Source organism: Burkholderia mycopellens (assembly GCF_964265025.1).
GTDB lineage: Bacteria > Pseudomonadota > Gammaproteobacteria > Burkholderiales > Burkholderiaceae > Burkholderia.
Genome location: NZ_OZ183802.1, coordinates 2,270,459 through 2,285,266, shown reverse-complemented (window position 1 = coordinate 2,285,266; position 14,808 = coordinate 2,270,459). Strand labels below are relative to the sequence as shown.

General features: G+C 65.9%; 10 protein-coding genes. 7 read left to right on the top strand and 3 right to left on the bottom strand.

What is annotated here, in order from left to right:
* Nucleotides 1-261: 261 nt before the first annotated feature.
* Nucleotides 262-2,178 (top strand): potassium transporter Kup, encoded by a 1,917-nt coding sequence (locus tag ACPTTC_RS10500; RefSeq protein ID WP_175956030.1) that lies wholly within the window; start codon nucleotides 262-264, stop codon nucleotides 2,176-2,178.
* Between the two features lie 57 nt (nucleotides 2,179-2,235).
* Here ACPTTC_RS10500 and ACPTTC_RS10495 read toward each other — a convergent pair whose 3' ends face one another.
* Together ACPTTC_RS10495 and ACPTTC_RS10490 are read right to left on the bottom strand one after the other, a co-directional pair.
* On the bottom strand, nucleotides 2,236-3,237 hold the full coding sequence (locus tag ACPTTC_RS10495) for a terpene synthase family protein (protein WP_423392439.1): 1,002 nt from the start codon (nucleotides 3,235-3,237) through the stop codon (nucleotides 2,236-2,238).
* A 412-nt stretch (nucleotides 3,238-3,649) separates the two neighbouring features.
* The gene (locus ACPTTC_RS10490) at nucleotides 3,650-5,974 is read right to left on the bottom strand and encodes a Tex family protein (RefSeq protein WP_423392438.1); all 2,325 of its coding nucleotides are present in this window, start codon (nucleotides 5,972-5,974) and stop codon (nucleotides 3,650-3,652) included.
* A gap of 160 nt (nucleotides 5,975-6,134) precedes the next feature.
* Here ACPTTC_RS10490 and ACPTTC_RS10485 point away from each other — a divergent pair, with 160 nt between their 5' ends.
* The 3 genes from ACPTTC_RS10485 to ACPTTC_RS10475 all read left to right on the top strand — a co-directional run bounded on the left by ACPTTC_RS10485 (nucleotide 6,135) and on the right by ACPTTC_RS10475 (nucleotide 9,480).
* Entirely contained in the window at nucleotides 6,135-6,887 is a 753-nt protein-coding gene (locus tag ACPTTC_RS10485) for a hypothetical protein (protein ID WP_226197037.1), read from the top strand.
* A gap of 75 nt (nucleotides 6,888-6,962) precedes the next feature.
* On the top strand, nucleotides 6,963-7,178 hold the full coding sequence (locus tag ACPTTC_RS10480) for a YdcH family protein (protein ID WP_006478692.1): 216 nt from the start codon (nucleotides 6,963-6,965) through the stop codon (nucleotides 7,176-7,178).
* A 55-nt stretch (nucleotides 7,179-7,233) separates the two neighbouring features.
* Nucleotides 7,234-9,480 (top strand): ATP-dependent DNA helicase, encoded by a 2,247-nt coding sequence (locus ACPTTC_RS10475; RefSeq protein WP_423392437.1) that lies wholly within the window; start codon nucleotides 7,234-7,236, stop codon nucleotides 9,478-9,480.
* 121 nt (nucleotides 9,481-9,601) lie between these two features.
* On the opposite strand, the gene ACPTTC_RS10470 is transcribed toward ACPTTC_RS10475, so the two are convergent.
* The gene (locus ACPTTC_RS10470; protein WP_021163132.1) at nucleotides 9,602-10,426 is read right to left on the bottom strand and encodes an outer membrane protein assembly factor BamD; all 825 of its coding nucleotides are present in this window, start codon (nucleotides 10,424-10,426) and stop codon (nucleotides 9,602-9,604) included.
* Nucleotides 10,427-10,467: 41 nt separating this feature from the next.
* Here ACPTTC_RS10470 and ACPTTC_RS10465 point away from each other — a divergent pair, with 41 nt between their 5' ends.
* The 3 genes from ACPTTC_RS10465 (at nucleotide 10,468) to ACPTTC_RS10455 (ending at nucleotide 14,748) form a co-directional block, all read left to right on the top strand.
* Nucleotides 10,468-11,676 carry an RluA family pseudouridine synthase gene (locus ACPTTC_RS10465; RefSeq protein ID WP_423392436.1) on the top strand — a complete coding sequence of 403 codons (1,209 nt, stop codon included), beginning with the start codon at nucleotides 10,468-10,470 and terminating at the stop codon, nucleotides 11,674-11,676.
* 6 nt (nucleotides 11,677-11,682) lie between these two features.
* The gene (gene pgeF / locus ACPTTC_RS10460; RefSeq protein WP_423392435.1) at nucleotides 11,683-12,522 is read left to right on the top strand and encodes a peptidoglycan editing factor PgeF; all 840 of its coding nucleotides are present in this window, start codon (nucleotides 11,683-11,685) and stop codon (nucleotides 12,520-12,522) included.
* 360 nt (nucleotides 12,523-12,882) lie between these two features.
* Nucleotides 12,883-14,748, top strand: coding sequence for a PHA/PHB synthase family protein (locus ACPTTC_RS10455; RefSeq protein ID WP_226197044.1), 1,866 nt, complete (start codon nucleotides 12,883-12,885; stop codon nucleotides 14,746-14,748).
* The last annotated feature ends 60 nt before the right edge of the window (nucleotides 14,749-14,808 follow it).

The window sequence follows — 14,808 nt, the reverse complement described above, 5'->3', positions numbered from 1 at the left end:
AAGGAAAGCCTTGTACGGCGCCGCTTGCGGCGCCGTTTTTCATTGCGGCGCCATGCGTGCCGGCGCCGCGCGTACCGTGGATCGGGTAGGCAGACGGCGCTGCCCCGGCTATGATTGGCAGCCCTGCCACAGCTCGCGCCAGATTGCATGCGCAGCGTGGATCACGTGGTTACAAGGCAACAGAGCAGGGCGGCGATTCACGGGGGCGCGAGTAGAATAGCGCTCGTTTTGTCCGACCCGGACCCGATTATTCCGCTTTATATGAACGACACGATCCACGCGACCGACGCAGCACACGCGCCGCATTCGACGCACCAACACTCGATGCGGGCGCTAGCGATAGCAGCCATCGGCGTCGTGTTCGGCGACATCGGCACCAGCCCGCTGTATTCGCTCAAGGAGGCGTTCAGCCCCGCACACGGCATTCCGCTCACCGAAGCATCGATTCTCGGCGTGATCTCGCTGCTGTTCTGGGCAATCATCCTGGTGGTCGGCATCAAGTACCTGCTGTTCGTGATGCGGGCGGACAACAACGGCGAAGGCGGCGTGCTCGCGCTGATGGCGCTGTCGTTGCGGCCGCTCGATTCGAAGACCCGCGTCGCGGGTGCGCTGATGGCGCTCGGGATATTCGGCGCGTGCATGTTCTACGGGGACGCGGTGATCACGCCGGCGATCTCGGTGATGTCGGCGGTCGAAGGTCTCGAAATCGCGACGCCGCACCTGTCCCATCTCGTGCTGCCGATCACGATCGCGATCCTGATCGCGCTGTTCTGGATCCAGCGTCATGGCACCGCGCTGGTCGGAAAGCTGTTCGGCCCGATCATGGTGTTGTGGTTCGTCGTGATCGCGGCGCTCGGCGTGTACCACATCGTGCGCGTGCCGGGCATCATGGCGGCCATCAACCCGTATTACGCGGCGTCGTTCATGGCTGACCACCTGCTGCAGGCGTACGTCGTGCTCGGCTCGGTCGTGCTGGTGCTGACCGGTGCGGAAGCGCTCTACGCGGATATGGGCCACTTCGGTGCGAAGCCGATCCGCATCGCGGCCTACGGGCTCGTGATGCCGTCGCTCGTGCTGAACTACTTCGGCCAGGGCGCGCTGCTGATCCAGAACCCGAAAGCGATCGAGAACCCGTTCTTCCTGCTGGCGCCCGAATGGGGGCTGCTGCCGCTCGTCGTGCTGTCGACGGTCGCGACCGTCATCGCGTCGCAGGCCGTGATCTCGGGGGCGTATTCGCTGACGTCGCAGGCGATCCAGCTCGGCTACGTGCCGCGCATGAAGGTGCTGCATACGTCCGATCTCGCAATCGGCCAGATCTACGTGCCGGTCGTGAATTGGCTGCTGCTGTTCGTGATCCTCTGCATCGTGGTCGGCTTCAAGAGCTCCGACAACCTCGCGGCCGCGTACGGCATCGCGGTGACGGCGACGATGGTGATCACGACCGTGCTCGCGGCCGTCGTGATGGTGAAGGTGTGGAACTGGAACCGCCTGCTGGTCGGTGCGATCATCGCGGTGTTCCTCGTGGTCGATCTCGGCTTTTTCGGCGCGAACCTGCTGAAGGTTGCGCAGGGCGGCTGGCTGCCGCTCGGCATCGGCGCGTTGCTGTTCTTCCTGCTGATGACCTGGTACAAGGGGCGCCACATCGTCAAGGAGCGCACGGCGGCAGACGGTATTCCGCTCGAGCCGTTCCTGCAGGGATTGCTCGCGCATCCGCCGCATCGCGTGTCGGGCACCGCGATCTACCTGACCGGCAACGACAAGCTCGTGCCCGTCAGCCTGCTGCACAACCTGAAGCACAACAAGGTGCTGCACGAGCGGACCATTTTCCTGACGTTCGTCACGCGCGACTTTCCTTACGTGCGCGACGACAAGCGCCTGAGCTCGCGCGATGCGGGCGGCGGGCTGTACATCGTGAAGGCCGAGTACGGTTTCAACGAGACGCCGGACGTGAAGGCCGTGCTCGAGGAATTCGGCCGCACGCGCGACATGACGTTCGAGCTGATGGACACGTCGTTCTTCCTCGCGCGCGAAACGGTTGTACCGACGCATCTGCCCGGGATGTCGATCTGGCGCGAGCGGGTATTCGCGTGGATGCATCAGAACGCCGCGAAGCCGACCGACTTCTTCTCGATCCCGGCGAACCGCGTGGTCGAACTCGGGACGAAGATAGAGATCTGACCCCGGGGGCGGCGCGCGCCGTTCAGCCGCGCGCCGCCGGGTCAGCCGACCCGGCAATCAGGCAATCAGGCCGCGATCGTCCGCATCGCCGGCCGCAAATGCAGTCGCATAGCGCTGCGTATCCCGCGCCACCCAATCCAGATAGCCGCGTATCCAGTATCGGCAGCCGTCGACGAGGCCGCGCACACGCGTGTCGGCGTGCCGTGCGAGTGCATCGGCGCAGATGACGAAGTCGGTGATCTCGGTGCGTACGCGCTCGGCCGTGTAGTCGACGCTTGCCTGCAGCGTATGGCCGCGCGACGCGTGGATCAGCACCATGTTCCGGAACTGCCCTGGCTGGCGCGCCTCGACGCCGACGCTCTGGATATCGTTGCTCCAGCAGACGATATGGTTCGCGTGCCGGCACAGCGTCTGGATCTCCGGCCGATGAAACGTATCGGGCGGGACGGCGCCGGCATTGGCCGCGTCCGCCAGCGCGAGGCACGGATTCATCCCGCTCGTGTGACGCCGGATCGTCTCGTATTGCGGGATTGCGACGGGCTCTGTCCTCAGGTGGGCGAGGATCTGGAGCCCGGCGGTGGTGGCCCACAGGCGCATCCCTTGTGCGAAGCGCGCGAAATGTTCGGCCGACAGGCGCGCGCGCAGGCGCTGGCACAGATCGAGCCACGCTCGCTCGCCGTAGACAGGCTGGGGGCTGAGACATTCGTAGTCGAGCACATCGATCATCGCGGTCAGATTGCGCAACGTATCAGGGCCGATCGGCGCCACACGATCGACGAACAGGTCGTCGACGAGAAAGAACCACACGAAATAATCGGCGAGCGCCTGCAGCAGGGAAGGATCGGCGTTCGGGTAGCAGCGCGCGGCGAGCCAGCCGTATCGGGTGCGCGCGACGCGTTCCCGGTAAGCGTCGCTGATGAACATGCCATATGCGTCGGCCCATTCGAGCATGCGCGATTCGATTCGCTCGACGTGCGGTGAACAGGCGCCGGCCCACGGCACATCGAAAACGGGAATGTGCAATGCGGCCAGTTCGGTTTTCAGATGGTCTTCTGTCATGGTTTCCCGATCCATTTTTCGCGAATCCGTCCCGGTTCACCGGGCAGGCGAATACCGAATGCAATGCGTCGCGAATCGATTGCAAACAGCGAGACTGAAAGACGGGCGGGCCGGAAATGCATGGCGTGCGCGAGGGCTGCTGAGAACCTTGCCGCTGAGCGGAAAAATCGCTGCGTATTCCGGAAGCATCAAAATACTGTCGTTCGCAGATTTATTTTATGTACCGCTTGTGAAGCGTCAAGAAAACGTATCTCACAACGCGGATTGTTCAACTCGCCGATTAAACACGGGTAAATGATGATGAAAGCGCACATATTCGGTTTTCATCGCGAATACTGGAAATGTGTATGACTCAATAAAAATGCCCGCCGGAAGGCGGGCATTTTTGCATGTCGAGAAGGCTTTCGCGGACTCAGCGTTTCAGCTTCGCGAACGCCGCGGCCATTGCGCCGGCCGGTTCCGGCTCGCGCGAACGCTGCGGGCGGGCGGCGCCGCGCCCTGCGGTGCTGCGATCCTGGCCGCCGCGCGACGACATGCCGGGCGCTGCCGCGTCGTCGTCGAGGCGCATGGTCAGCGCAATGCGCTGGCGCTTCACGTCGACGTCGAGCACCTTCACCTTGACGACCTGGCCGGCCTTCACGACTTCGTGCGGATCCTTGATGAACTTCGTCGACATCGCGGATACGTGGACGAGGCCGTCCTGGTGGACGCCGATGTCCACGAACGCGCCGAACGCGGCGACGTTCGTCACGACGCCTTCGAGCGTCATGCCCGGCACGAGGTCCGACACCTTCTCGACGCCTTCGCGGAACGTCGCGGTCTTGAATTCGGGGCGCGGATCGCGGCCCGGTTTCTCCAGCTCCGACAGGATGTCGCGCACGGTCGGCAGGCCGAAACGTTCGTCGACGAATTCAGCGGGGGACAGGCCCGACAGCGCCTCGCGGTTGCCGAGCACGTCGTCGATGCGCTTGTTGATCTTCGCGAGCATCCGCTCGACGACCGGATAGGCTTCCGGGTGCACCGACGAGCGGTCGAGCGGATTCTCGCCGCCGTTGATGCGCAGGAAGCCGGCGGCCTGTTCGAAGGTCTTGTCACCGAGGCGCGGCACCTTGCGCAGGTGCTCGCGCGACGGGAACGGGCCGTTTGCATCGCGATAGTCGACGATGTTGCGTGCGAGCGTCGCGTTCAGGCCCGACACGCGGGCGAGCAGCGGGGCCGACGCGGTGTTCGCGTCGACGCCGACCGCGTTTACGCAGTCCTCGACGACCGCGTCGAGCGAGCGGGCGAGTTCGCGCTGGTTCACGTCGTGCTGGTACTGGCCGACGCCGATGGCCTTCGGCTCGATCTTCACGAGCTCGGCGAGCGGATCCTGCAGGCGGCGTGCAATCGATACGGCACCGCGCAGCGACACGTCGAGCTCCGGGAATTCCTTCGCGGCCAGCTCGGATGCCGAATAGACCGACGCGCCGGCTTCCGACACGACGATCTTCTGCAGGCGCAGCTCCGGGTGTTTCGCGATCAGTTCGCTCGCGAGTTTGTCGGTTTCACGCGACGCGGTGCCGTTGCCGATGCTGATCAGCTCGGCCTGCGTCTGCGCGGCGATGCGTGCGAGTTTCGCGATCGAGCCGTCCCAGTCGCGGCGGGGCTCGTGCGGGTAGATCGTGTCGGTCGCGAGCACCTTGCCGGTGCGGTCGACGACCGCGACCTTCACGCCTGTGCGCAGGCCGGGGTCGAGACCGATCACGGCCTTCGGGCCGGCCGGCGCGGCCAGCAGCAGGTCGTTCAGGTTGCGCGCGAACACGCGGATCGCTTCGGTTTCGGCCGTTTCGCGCAGTTGCGTGAGCAGCTCGTTCTCGATATGCGGTTGCACCTTCACGCGCCAGCACCAGCGGCATACGTCGGACAGCCATTTGTCGGCCGGGCGGTTCTGGTTCGCGATGCCGAAATGGCGTGCGATCATCGCCTCGCCGGGATGCGGCACCTGCGCGTCGAGTTCTTCGCCGAGACCGAGCTTGACCGTCAGCACGCCTGCATTGCGGCCGCGGAACAGCGCCAGGGCACGGTGCGACGGCACGGTCTTGATGGTTTCCGCGTAGTCGTAATAGTCGCGGAATTTCTCGCCTTCCTCGTTTTCCTTGCCCTCGACGACGACCGACGACACGACGCCCTGGTTGTGCAGGTAGTCGCGCAGCTTGCCGAGCAGCTCGGCCGTCTCGCCGAACTGTTCGGACAGGATGTCGCGCGCGCCGTCGAGCGCGGCCTTCACGTCGGCGACGCCCTTGTCGGCGTCGACATACGCGGCCGCCTCGGCCTGCGGGTCGAGCAGCGGGTTCGCGAGCAGCGCCTGCGCGAGCGGCTCGAGGCCGGCTTCGCGGGCGATTTGCGCGCGCGTGCGGCGCTTCGGCTTGTACGGCAGATAAAGGTCTTCGAGCACCTGCTTGCTGTCGGCCGCATCGATCGCGGCGCGCAGTTCGTCGGTCAGCTTGCCCTGTTCGGCGATGCTCGACAGGATCGCCGCGCGGCGATCCTCGAGCTCGCGCAAGTACAGGAGGCGTTCCTCGAGCTGGCGCAACTGCGTGTCGTCCAGGTTGCCGGTCACTTCCTTGCGGTACCGGGCAATGAACGGAACGGTCGAGCCTTCGTCGAGAAGTTGCACTGCCGCCGCGACCTGGCGCGGCTGGACGGACAGTTCGGTGGCGATGCGCTGTACGATCTTGAGTGCTACGGTTTCCGTCATGTCGTGGATGATGTGCCTGCTGAAATCGCGGCGCGGGCCGGCGGGCCCGAAGCGGCGGGCTGCGTGGCGGGCCCGACGGGCCAGATGCCGCGGGTGAGTGAAGCGGGGCATTTTGCCATAAATGGCGGAGCGTCCAGCCGGGGGTGATAGAATTTGACACATGTCCCGCAGCTTTCCTACGACGTTGCCAACTTCCCGAATTTCTCTCGTCGCGCTCGGCGCAGCGCTCGCCGCGGCTTTGTCTGCCGGGGCCTCCGGCGCGTTCGCGCAAGCTTCGGACGCAACCGCGCCGGCCGCCGCCGCGGCTGCGCCCGCGATGGCCACGGCCGCACCGGATTTCGACGCCCGTCAAAAAGTGCTCAATCAACGCTCCGCAGAAAACGATTATCGTTATGCGGTGGCCGAGCACGATTGCTACAGCAAGTTCTTCGTCAATCACTGTCTCGGCAAGGCGCGTGACCAGATGCGCGACGAGCGGGCGAGCATCCGCCAGGAGCAGCTCGCGCTCAACGACGAACAGCGGGCGGTGCGCGCGCAGCAGCGCGACCAGCAGCAGGCGCTGAAGGCGGCGCAGAATGCGGCGGAGGCGCCGCAGCGCGCGGCGAACGATGCGGCAAACGCGGCTGCGTTCCGCGACAAGCAGGAGCAGAATGCGCTGAAGCAGGCGCAGCGCGGCGCGGAAGGGCCGCAGCGCGCGGCGAGCAAGCAGGCATACGACCAGAAGCAGGGCGATTTCCAGCGCAAGCTCGATCAGGCGCACCAGCAGGCCGCGCAGAAGGCGCAGGAGCGGGCGGACAATGCCGCGCGCTACGAGCAGAAGCAGAAGGAAGCCGAGCAGCACAAGGCCGACGTCGAGCGGCGTCAGAAGGAAGCGGCCGAGAAGGCGCAGCAGAAGCAACAGCAGGGGCAGTAACGTGTTGGATTGATCGGGTCAGTCTCGGGCGCGCAGGCACGCCAGTCGGCGCGCTGCTTCGATGAGGAGGCAAATATGCAAAACCGTCACACGGAACAGCAGCAGGAATTGCACAACCGTTTGGCTGCATTGCAGGAGCAGCACCAGCAGCTCGCTCGGGAGATCGAGCTGAAGGAAGGGCACTCCGACATCGACGACATCACGCTGCACCGGCTGAAGAAGGAAAAGCTGGCGGCCAAGGACAAAATCATTTTGCTGCAATCGCAGCTGGAACCGGATAAGCGCGCCTGAGCGCGGCCTGGCAAGCGCCGGCGCCGCCCGGGCGCTGGATACAGGAACGCTTGCCTTGAATTCACCGCTTGAAGCCACCCCCGATGCCCGGCGCGACGTGTCGTCCGCCGGGCGCGCTCGTGCGCCCGAAGGCACCTTTGAGCTGAGCCGCAAGCGCGTCGACGAACTCGACACGATCTTCGGCGAAGGCGGATTGCTGGCGCGTGCGCTCGACGGCTATCGGCCGCGTATGTCGCAGATCGAGATGGCGCGTGCCGTCGCGTCCGCGATGGAGGCGTCCGCCCGCCGGATGCCCGAACCCGAGATCTTCGAAACCCGCAAGCGGCCGGCGCGTCGCCTCGGCGACGGCGACAAGGCGGCCGAGCCGGGCGCGGACGCCGCCGCAACCGAGTCCGACAGCGATGCCGGCGACAACACGCTGATCGTCGAGGCCGGCACGGGTACCGGCAAGACCTATGCGTACCTCGTGCCCGCGATGCTGTGGGGCGGCAAGGTGATCGTGTCGACCGGTACGAAGCACCTGCAGGACCAGCTGTTCCAGCGCGACATCCCGACCGTGCGCAACGCGCTGGCGGTGCCGGTGTCGGTCGCGATGCTGAAGGGCCGCGCAAACTACCTGTGCCACTACTACCTGCAACGCACGGCCGACAACGGCCGGTTGCCGTCGCGGCAGGACACGGCCTACCTGCAGGAAATCGTCCGTTTCGCGAAGATCACGAAGAGCGGCGACAAGGCCGAGCTCGCGAGCGTGCCGGAAACGGCGCCCGTGTGGTCGATGGTCACGTCGACGCGCGACAACTGCCTCGGCCAGGAATGCCCGCATTACAAGGATTGCTTCGTGATGCAGGCGCGGCGCGAGGCGCAGCAGGCCGACATCGTCGTCGTCAACCACCACCTGTTCTTCGCGGACATCATGCTGCGCGACACGGGGATGGCCGAGCTGCTGCCGAACGCGAACACGGTCATCTTCGACGAAGCGCACCAGTTGCCGGAAACGGCGACGCTGTTCTTCGGCGAGACGTTGTCGACGACGCAGATTCTCGAGCTCGCACGAGACACGGTGGCGGAAGGCCTGAGCCATGCACGCGACGCGGTCGAGTGGGTGAAGCTCGGCGGCGATCTCGAGCGCGCGGCGCGCGACTTGCGCCTTGCGTTCGCGAACGACCAGATCGTCCGCATGTCGCTCGCCCAGCTCGGCGACGATCACCCGATGTTCGGCGCGCTCGATGCGCTCGAGGCTGCGCTCGACGCGCTGGCATCGGCGCTTGCGAGCCAGGCCGAACGGGCAGAATCGCTCGGCGCGTGCCTGCGGCGAGCACGCGAGCTGCAGGACCTGCTGGCGGGCTGGGTCGCGCCTGGCGCGACGGAAGCGGCCGCGAAGGCCGATGCAGCGGCGGCCGGCGACAAGGCGGCAGCCGACGGCGATCCGAACGAGAAGGTGCGCTGGGTCGAAGTGTTCGCGCATACCGTCCAACTGCACGAAACGCCGCTGTCGGTCGCGCCGATCTTTGCCAAGCAGCGCGCGGGCGTGCCGCGCGCATGGGTGTTCACGTCGGCCACGCTGTCGGTGCGCGGCGATTTCACGCACTACGCGGCGCAAATGGGCCTCAGCTCGCGTCGCTCGATGACGCTCGCGAGCCCGTTCGACTACCAGTCGCAAGGGCTGCTGTACGTGCCGCGCAACCTGCCGCAACCGTCTTCGCCGGCGTTTACCGACGCCGTCTTCGACGCCGCGCTGCCGGCGATCGAGGCGTCCGGTGGCGGCGTGTTCATGCTGTGCACGACGCTGCGCGCGGTCGACCGGATCGCATCGAAGCTGCGCGACGTGATCGAGTCGCGCGGCTGGAACACGCCCCTGCTCGTGCAGGGCGATGCGAGCCGCACCGAACTGCTCGACCGTTTCCGTGCGTATGGCAACGCGATCCTGGTCGGTAGCCAGAGTTTCTGGGAAGGTGTCGACGTGCGCGGCGACGCGCTGTCGCTCGTCGTGATCGACAAGCTGCCGTTTGCGCCGCCGGACGATCCGGTGCTGGCCGCGCGGCTCGACGCGCTGACGAAGAAGGGGCTGAGCCCGTTCGCGGTGCACCAGTTGCCGCAGGCCGTGATCACGCTGAAGCAGGGTGCGGGCCGGCTGATTCGCGCGGAGACGGATCGTGGCGTGCTGATGATCTGCGACACGCGGCTCGTCGACAAGCCCTACGGTCGCCGGATCTGGCAGAGCCTGCCGCCGTTCAAGCGAACCCGCGAGATCGCGGTTGTCCAGGACTTCTTCGACGAGCACCGGTCGGCAAAACGCATGTGACGGCGTGCGCGGCGACCGCCGCGCGCCCGCATCCGCGCCGCCGGAATGCGGTGCCAACAAAAAACCCGGCCATCGAGCCGGGTTTTTTGTTGGTGCAGCTGGTGTTGTGTTGCTCAGTGCTTCAGAACTGCCACCACGACTTCTTCGCGCCGGGGCGCGAGTGGCCCGTGACGTACGGGCTGTCGGGGAACGTGCCGGCGAGTACTCGCTTCGTGTCCTCGGCAAGTTGCGGCTGGTTCAGCTTGCCGTACGACAGGATCATGATGTGCAGCGCGTCCTCGATCGCCGGGGCACCCTTGTAGTCCTTGATCGCGAGCTGCGCACGGTTGATGGCCGCGACGTAGGCGCCACGACGGTAGTAGTAGTCGGCCGCGTGCACTTCGTGCGATGCGAGCGCGTTGACGATGTAGCGCATCCGCGCGGCGGCGTCGGGCGCGTACTTGCTCTTCGGGAAGCGGTCGACGACGACCTTGAACGCATCGTACGATTCGCGCAGTGCCTGCGGATCGCGCTCGCTCATGTCCTGGCCGGAGAAGCGGCCGAACAGGCCGAGATCGTCGTTGAAGTGGATCATCCCTTTCAGGTAGTACGCGTACGGGATATCCGGATGATCGGGATGGAGCTGGATGAAGCGATCGACGGCCTGGTCGGCGGCGGCCGCTTCGTTATCCTTCCAGTTGCAGTATGCAACGTTGATCTGTGCCTGTTGCGCGAAATGGCCGAACGGATCGCGACCTTGCAGCGATTCGAAATATTTCGCGCACTTGCCCCAGTCGCCGCCGGACAGTGCGTCCTGGGCCTCTGAGTATAATTTGTTGTTCGACCAGGTAGCCGTCTCGTCCTGCTTCTGCGGCAAGCCGTGGCAGCCGGCGATGAGGGCCGCGGCCGCTACCGCCGCAGCCCGGGCGGCGACGGTTCTGGCCGTACGTTTGGTCGAATTCATCATGCTCGCATGTCCTAGCTTCAAGTCTCGGTGACCCAGTCTAAATGACCCGTTCAAGTTCGCAGAATGCCCAGCCGGGCACACCAAATCGCGAAGATTATAGCCCAAGCGATCGGCCCGCCGACGCTGCCTCGGGGGATTCCCTCGATGACGATCTGACCGGCGACGCAATACAACCGCCCGTCGTGCCGTCCGCGGCGGCCGATGACGCGCCGCGCATCGTCGAAGTCCCGATGTCGCTCGCGGGTGAACGCCTCGACAAGGCGCTCGCCCAACTGTTCCCCGAATTCTCGCGCAGCCGCCTGCAGAGCTGGATCGAGGCGCAGCGCGTGCTCGTCGACGGCGCGCCGGCGAAGATCCGCCAGCCGGTGCCGCTCGGCGCGACGATCGAGCTCGTGCCCGACCTGCTCCCCGAGCAGCTCGCCTTTACGCCGGAGCCGGTGCCGCTCGACGTGATCTACGAGGACGACGCCCTCGTCGTCATCAACAAGCCGGCCGGCCTCGTCGTGCATCCGGCCGCCGGCAACTGGAGCGGCACGATCCTCAACGGGCTGCTGCATCGCTATGGCGACGCGGCGGCCGGCCTGCCGCGCGCAGGGATCGTCCACCGGCTCGACAAGGAAACGTCGGGGCTGATGGTGGTGGCGCGCACGCTGGCCGCGCAGACGGACCTCGTGCGCCAGTTGCAGGCCCGCACGGTGAAGCGCCGCTATTTCGCGCTCGTATGGGGCACGATGCCCGAGGAAGGCACGATCGACGCGCCGATCGGCCGCGATCCGCGCGAACGCACGCGCATGGCCGTCGTCACGGGGGCCTCTGGCAAGCCCGCGCGCACGCATTTCCGCACGGTTGACACATGCCTGTGGCAACGTCAGCCGGTTTCGGCGATCCAGTGCGACCTTGAAACCGGCCGCACGCACCAGATCCGCGTGCACTGCGCGCACGCCGGGCATCCGCTGCTCGGCGATCCCGTGTACGGCCGTGCGCGCGGCAAGCGCTCGGTCACGCCGCTGCCGGACGGGTTCGCGCGACAGGCGCTGCATGCATGGCGGCTCGGCCTCGTGCATCCGGTCACGGGCAAGGCGATGCAATGGCGTTGCCCGCTTCCGGACGACATGAACGCACTCGTGGCGGCGCTCGGTTTCGGGCAGGGCGACGAGGAATTCGACGACGACGACGGTGTCTACGACGATGACGATTTCGGCGGCGAGTATCACGATGACGAGCCGTACCTGGACGATGAGGAGGAGTGAGTGCCGATGACGAACCTGGCGCCGTTGACGTGGCGGGACTGCGTACGGCCCGATTGGCAGGTGTCGCCGCGCGTGCGCGCGCTGATCACGACGCGTGACGGCGGGGTGAGCGAAGGCCCATTCGGGCGCTGGCAGGGCGGAGAGGTGCTGCCGGGCGGAATGAATCTCGGCCTGCATACCGGTGACGACCCGGCCCACGTCGCCGGGAATCGCGCGCGCTTGCTGGCGCTGGCGGGCCAGTCGAGTGCTGCGTGGCTCGAGCAGGTTCACGGCGCGCAGATCGTGCGGGCGGATGAGGTGATCGCGGCGGCGCCTGCTGCCACGGCACCGGTGCAGGCCGACGCGAGCGTCACCGACCGGGCGGGTGCCGTCTGCGTGGTGATGGTCGCGGATTGCCTGCCTGTGCTGCTGTGCGACACGCAGGGCCGCGCAGTCGGCGCCGCACATGCGGGCTGGCGCGGGCTGGCGGCCGGCATCGTCGAGCAGACCGCGGCGCGCGTCGCGGCACTCGCGGGCGGCGCGACGGACGCGCTTCATGCGTATCTCGGGCCGGCGATCGGCCCGCGGGCGTTCGAGGTCGGCGCCGACGTACGTGACGCGTTTCTCGACACGGCCCCGCAGTCGGAGCATGATGAAACCCGGCTTGCGTTCGTCGCGATCGATGGCGCGCCGGGCAAGTTTCTTGCCGATCTCTATGCGCTCGCGCGCCTGCGTCTCGCGCGTGCGGGCGTTGCGCACGTGAGCGGCGGGACGGCCTGTACGGTCACCGAACAGGATCGCTTCTATTCATACCGGCGCGATCGCGTGACGGGCCGGATGGCGGCGGCGATCTGGCTGGCGGATTGACGGGATGCGTATGCGCGTGGGGTTTGCTGCGCCGCAAAATCGGGTTATCTCGATATTTTGGCGGCCATGCCACGCGGCATGCGCGATTGAATGAAAGATCGCGACGTCAAGTCAATCAAAATGTTTTATGTTTCGCCGGAACCCTTGTCCCGTCTGTTGCGCGAGGATTATCTCCGTACGGAAATGTTCAGCGGTTTGACATGGCGCTTCACATGGGGAAAACGATAATGATAAAAATACCGCACTGCGGCAGAATCTGGAGACGCCTCTCCAGAGCATGACGGCCCGGCTCGCAGCCGGCATGCCGCGCGCGAGCAGGATTTCACGATAGACGCTCACGAATCACCGGTAAGGCAGGTAATGACAGCATCGAAAAAATCGTCGACGTCCGCTCAGGCGGGCACTTCCCCGGGCAGCATTGGTTTCGATCCGGCCGCCCAGCCGATGCAGCAGATGTTCGAATCATGGTTGAATGCATGGCGCGGTTTTGCAGATCCGGCACGCGCCGCGACTGCGTCGGCCACCATGAATCCGTTCGCAACATTCCAGTTTCCGACATCGTTTCCGTTCCGGATGCCGTCGATGCCCGATTTCGGCGCGATGGCGTCGCCGTTCGCCGGGTTGAAGCTGCCGGCCGCCGCGATTCCGCCCGAGCGCCTGCAGGCGCTGCAGGCCGACTACGCGCGCGATTGCATGGCGCTGATGCAGCAGGCCGCCGCGGCGAAGCTCGAGTCTCCCGAACTGAAGGACCGCCGTTTCAGCGGCGATGCGTGGAAGGCGTCGCCGGCGCATGCGTTCGCGGCGGCCTGGTATCTGCTCAACGCGCGCTATCTGCAGGAACTGGCCGACGCGCTTCAGGCCGATCCGAAGACGCGCGAGCGCATTCGTTTCACGGTCCAGCAATGGACGGCCGCAGCCGCGCCGAGCAACTTCCTCGCCCTCAATCCCGATGCACAGAAATCGATCCTTGAAACGCAGGGCGAAAGCCTGCGGCAGGGGATGATGAACCTGCTCGGCGACATGCAGCGCGGCAAGATTTCGCAGACCGACGAATCGCAGTTCGTGGTCGGCAAGAACCTCGGGTGTACTGAAGGTGCGGTCGTCTACGAGAACGACCTGATCCAGCTGATCCAGTACACGCCGAAGACGGACAAGGTGTTCGAGCGGCCGCTGCTGATCGTGCCGCCTTGCATCAACAAGTTCTACATCCTTGACCTGCAGCCCGAGAATTCGCTCGTCGCGCATGCGCTGTCGAACGGCCATCAGGTGTTCCTCGTGTCGTGGCGCAACGCGGACGCATCGGTCGCGCACAAGACGTGGGACGACTACATGAACGAAGGGCTGCTCGCGGCGATCGACGCCGTGCAGCAGATCAGCGGCCGCGAGCAGATCAACACGCTCGGCTTCTGTGTCGGCGGCACGATGCTCGCGACCGCGCTCGCGGTGCTCGCCGCGCGCGGCGAACATCCGGCCGCGTCGATGACGCTGCTCACCGCGATGCTCGACTTCACCGACACCGGGATTCTCGACGTGTTCGTCGACGAGGCTCACGTGCAGATGCGCGAGCAGACCATCGGCGGCAAGAACGGCGCGCAGCCGGGGCTGATGCGCGGCGTCGAATTCGCGAACACGTTCTCGTTCCTGCGGCCGAACGACCTCGTGTGGAACTACGTCGTCGACAACTACTTGAAGGGCCGCACGCCGGCGCCGTTCGACCTGCTGTACTGGAACAGCGATTCGACGAGCCTGCCGGGCCCGATGTACGCGTGGTACCTGCGCAATACCTATCTCGAGAACAAGCTGCGCGAGCCGGGTGCGCTGACCGTGTGCGGCGAATCGGTCGACCTGACGCTGATCGACGTGCCGACCTTCATCTACGGCTCGCGCGAGGATCACATCGTGCCGTGGCAGACGGCCTATGCATCCACGTCGATCCTGTCGGGCCCGCTGAAGTTCGTGCTCGGCGCGTCGGGGCACATCGCGGGCGTGATCAATCCGCCGGCGAAGAAGAAGCGCAGCTACTGGGTCAACGACAGCGACCTGCCCGAATCGGCGGACGACTGGTTCGCCGGTGCAGCCGAGCAGCCGGGAAGCTGGTGGACGACCTGGGTCGAATGGCTCGATCAGTACGGCGGCCGCAAGGTGGAGCCGCCCGCGCAGCCCGGTACCGCGCAGTTCCCGGTGATCGAGCCGGCGCCGGGGCGTTACGTGTTGCAGCGCGATTGACGAAAACCGGACAGCGGAGCACGCTGTCCGATGCACCGCAGTTTTTTTAACAGGGCCGGT

Excerpts from the sequence above, each read along its gene's own strand:
- ACPTTC_RS10500 (WP_175956030.1), top strand. The coding sequence starts at position 262 with ATGAACGACACGATCCACGCGACCGACGCAGCACACGCGCCGCATTCG.
- ACPTTC_RS10495 (WP_423392439.1), bottom strand. The coding sequence starts at position 3,237 with ATGACAGAAGACCATCTGAAAACCGAACTGGCCGCATTGCACATTCCC.
- ACPTTC_RS10490 (WP_423392438.1), bottom strand. The coding sequence starts at position 5,974 with ATGACGGAAACCGTAGCACTCAAGATCGTACAGCGCATCGCCACCGAA.
- ACPTTC_RS10485 (WP_226197037.1), top strand. The coding sequence starts at position 6,135 with ATGTCCCGCAGCTTTCCTACGACGTTGCCAACTTCCCGAATTTCTCTC.
- ACPTTC_RS10480 (WP_006478692.1), top strand. The coding sequence starts at position 6,963 with ATGCAAAACCGTCACACGGAACAGCAGCAGGAATTGCACAACCGTTTG.
- ACPTTC_RS10470 (WP_021163132.1), bottom strand. The coding sequence starts at position 10,426 with ATGATGAATTCGACCAAACGTACGGCCAGAACCGTCGCCGCCCGGGCT.
- ACPTTC_RS10465 (WP_423392436.1), top strand. The coding sequence starts at position 10,468 with ATGACCCGTTCAAGTTCGCAGAATGCCCAGCCGGGCACACCAAATCGC.
- pgeF (WP_423392435.1), top strand. The coding sequence starts at position 11,683 with ATGACGAACCTGGCGCCGTTGACGTGGCGGGACTGCGTACGGCCCGAT.
- ACPTTC_RS10455 (WP_226197044.1), top strand. The coding sequence starts at position 12,883 with ATGACAGCATCGAAAAAATCGTCGACGTCCGCTCAGGCGGGCACTTCC.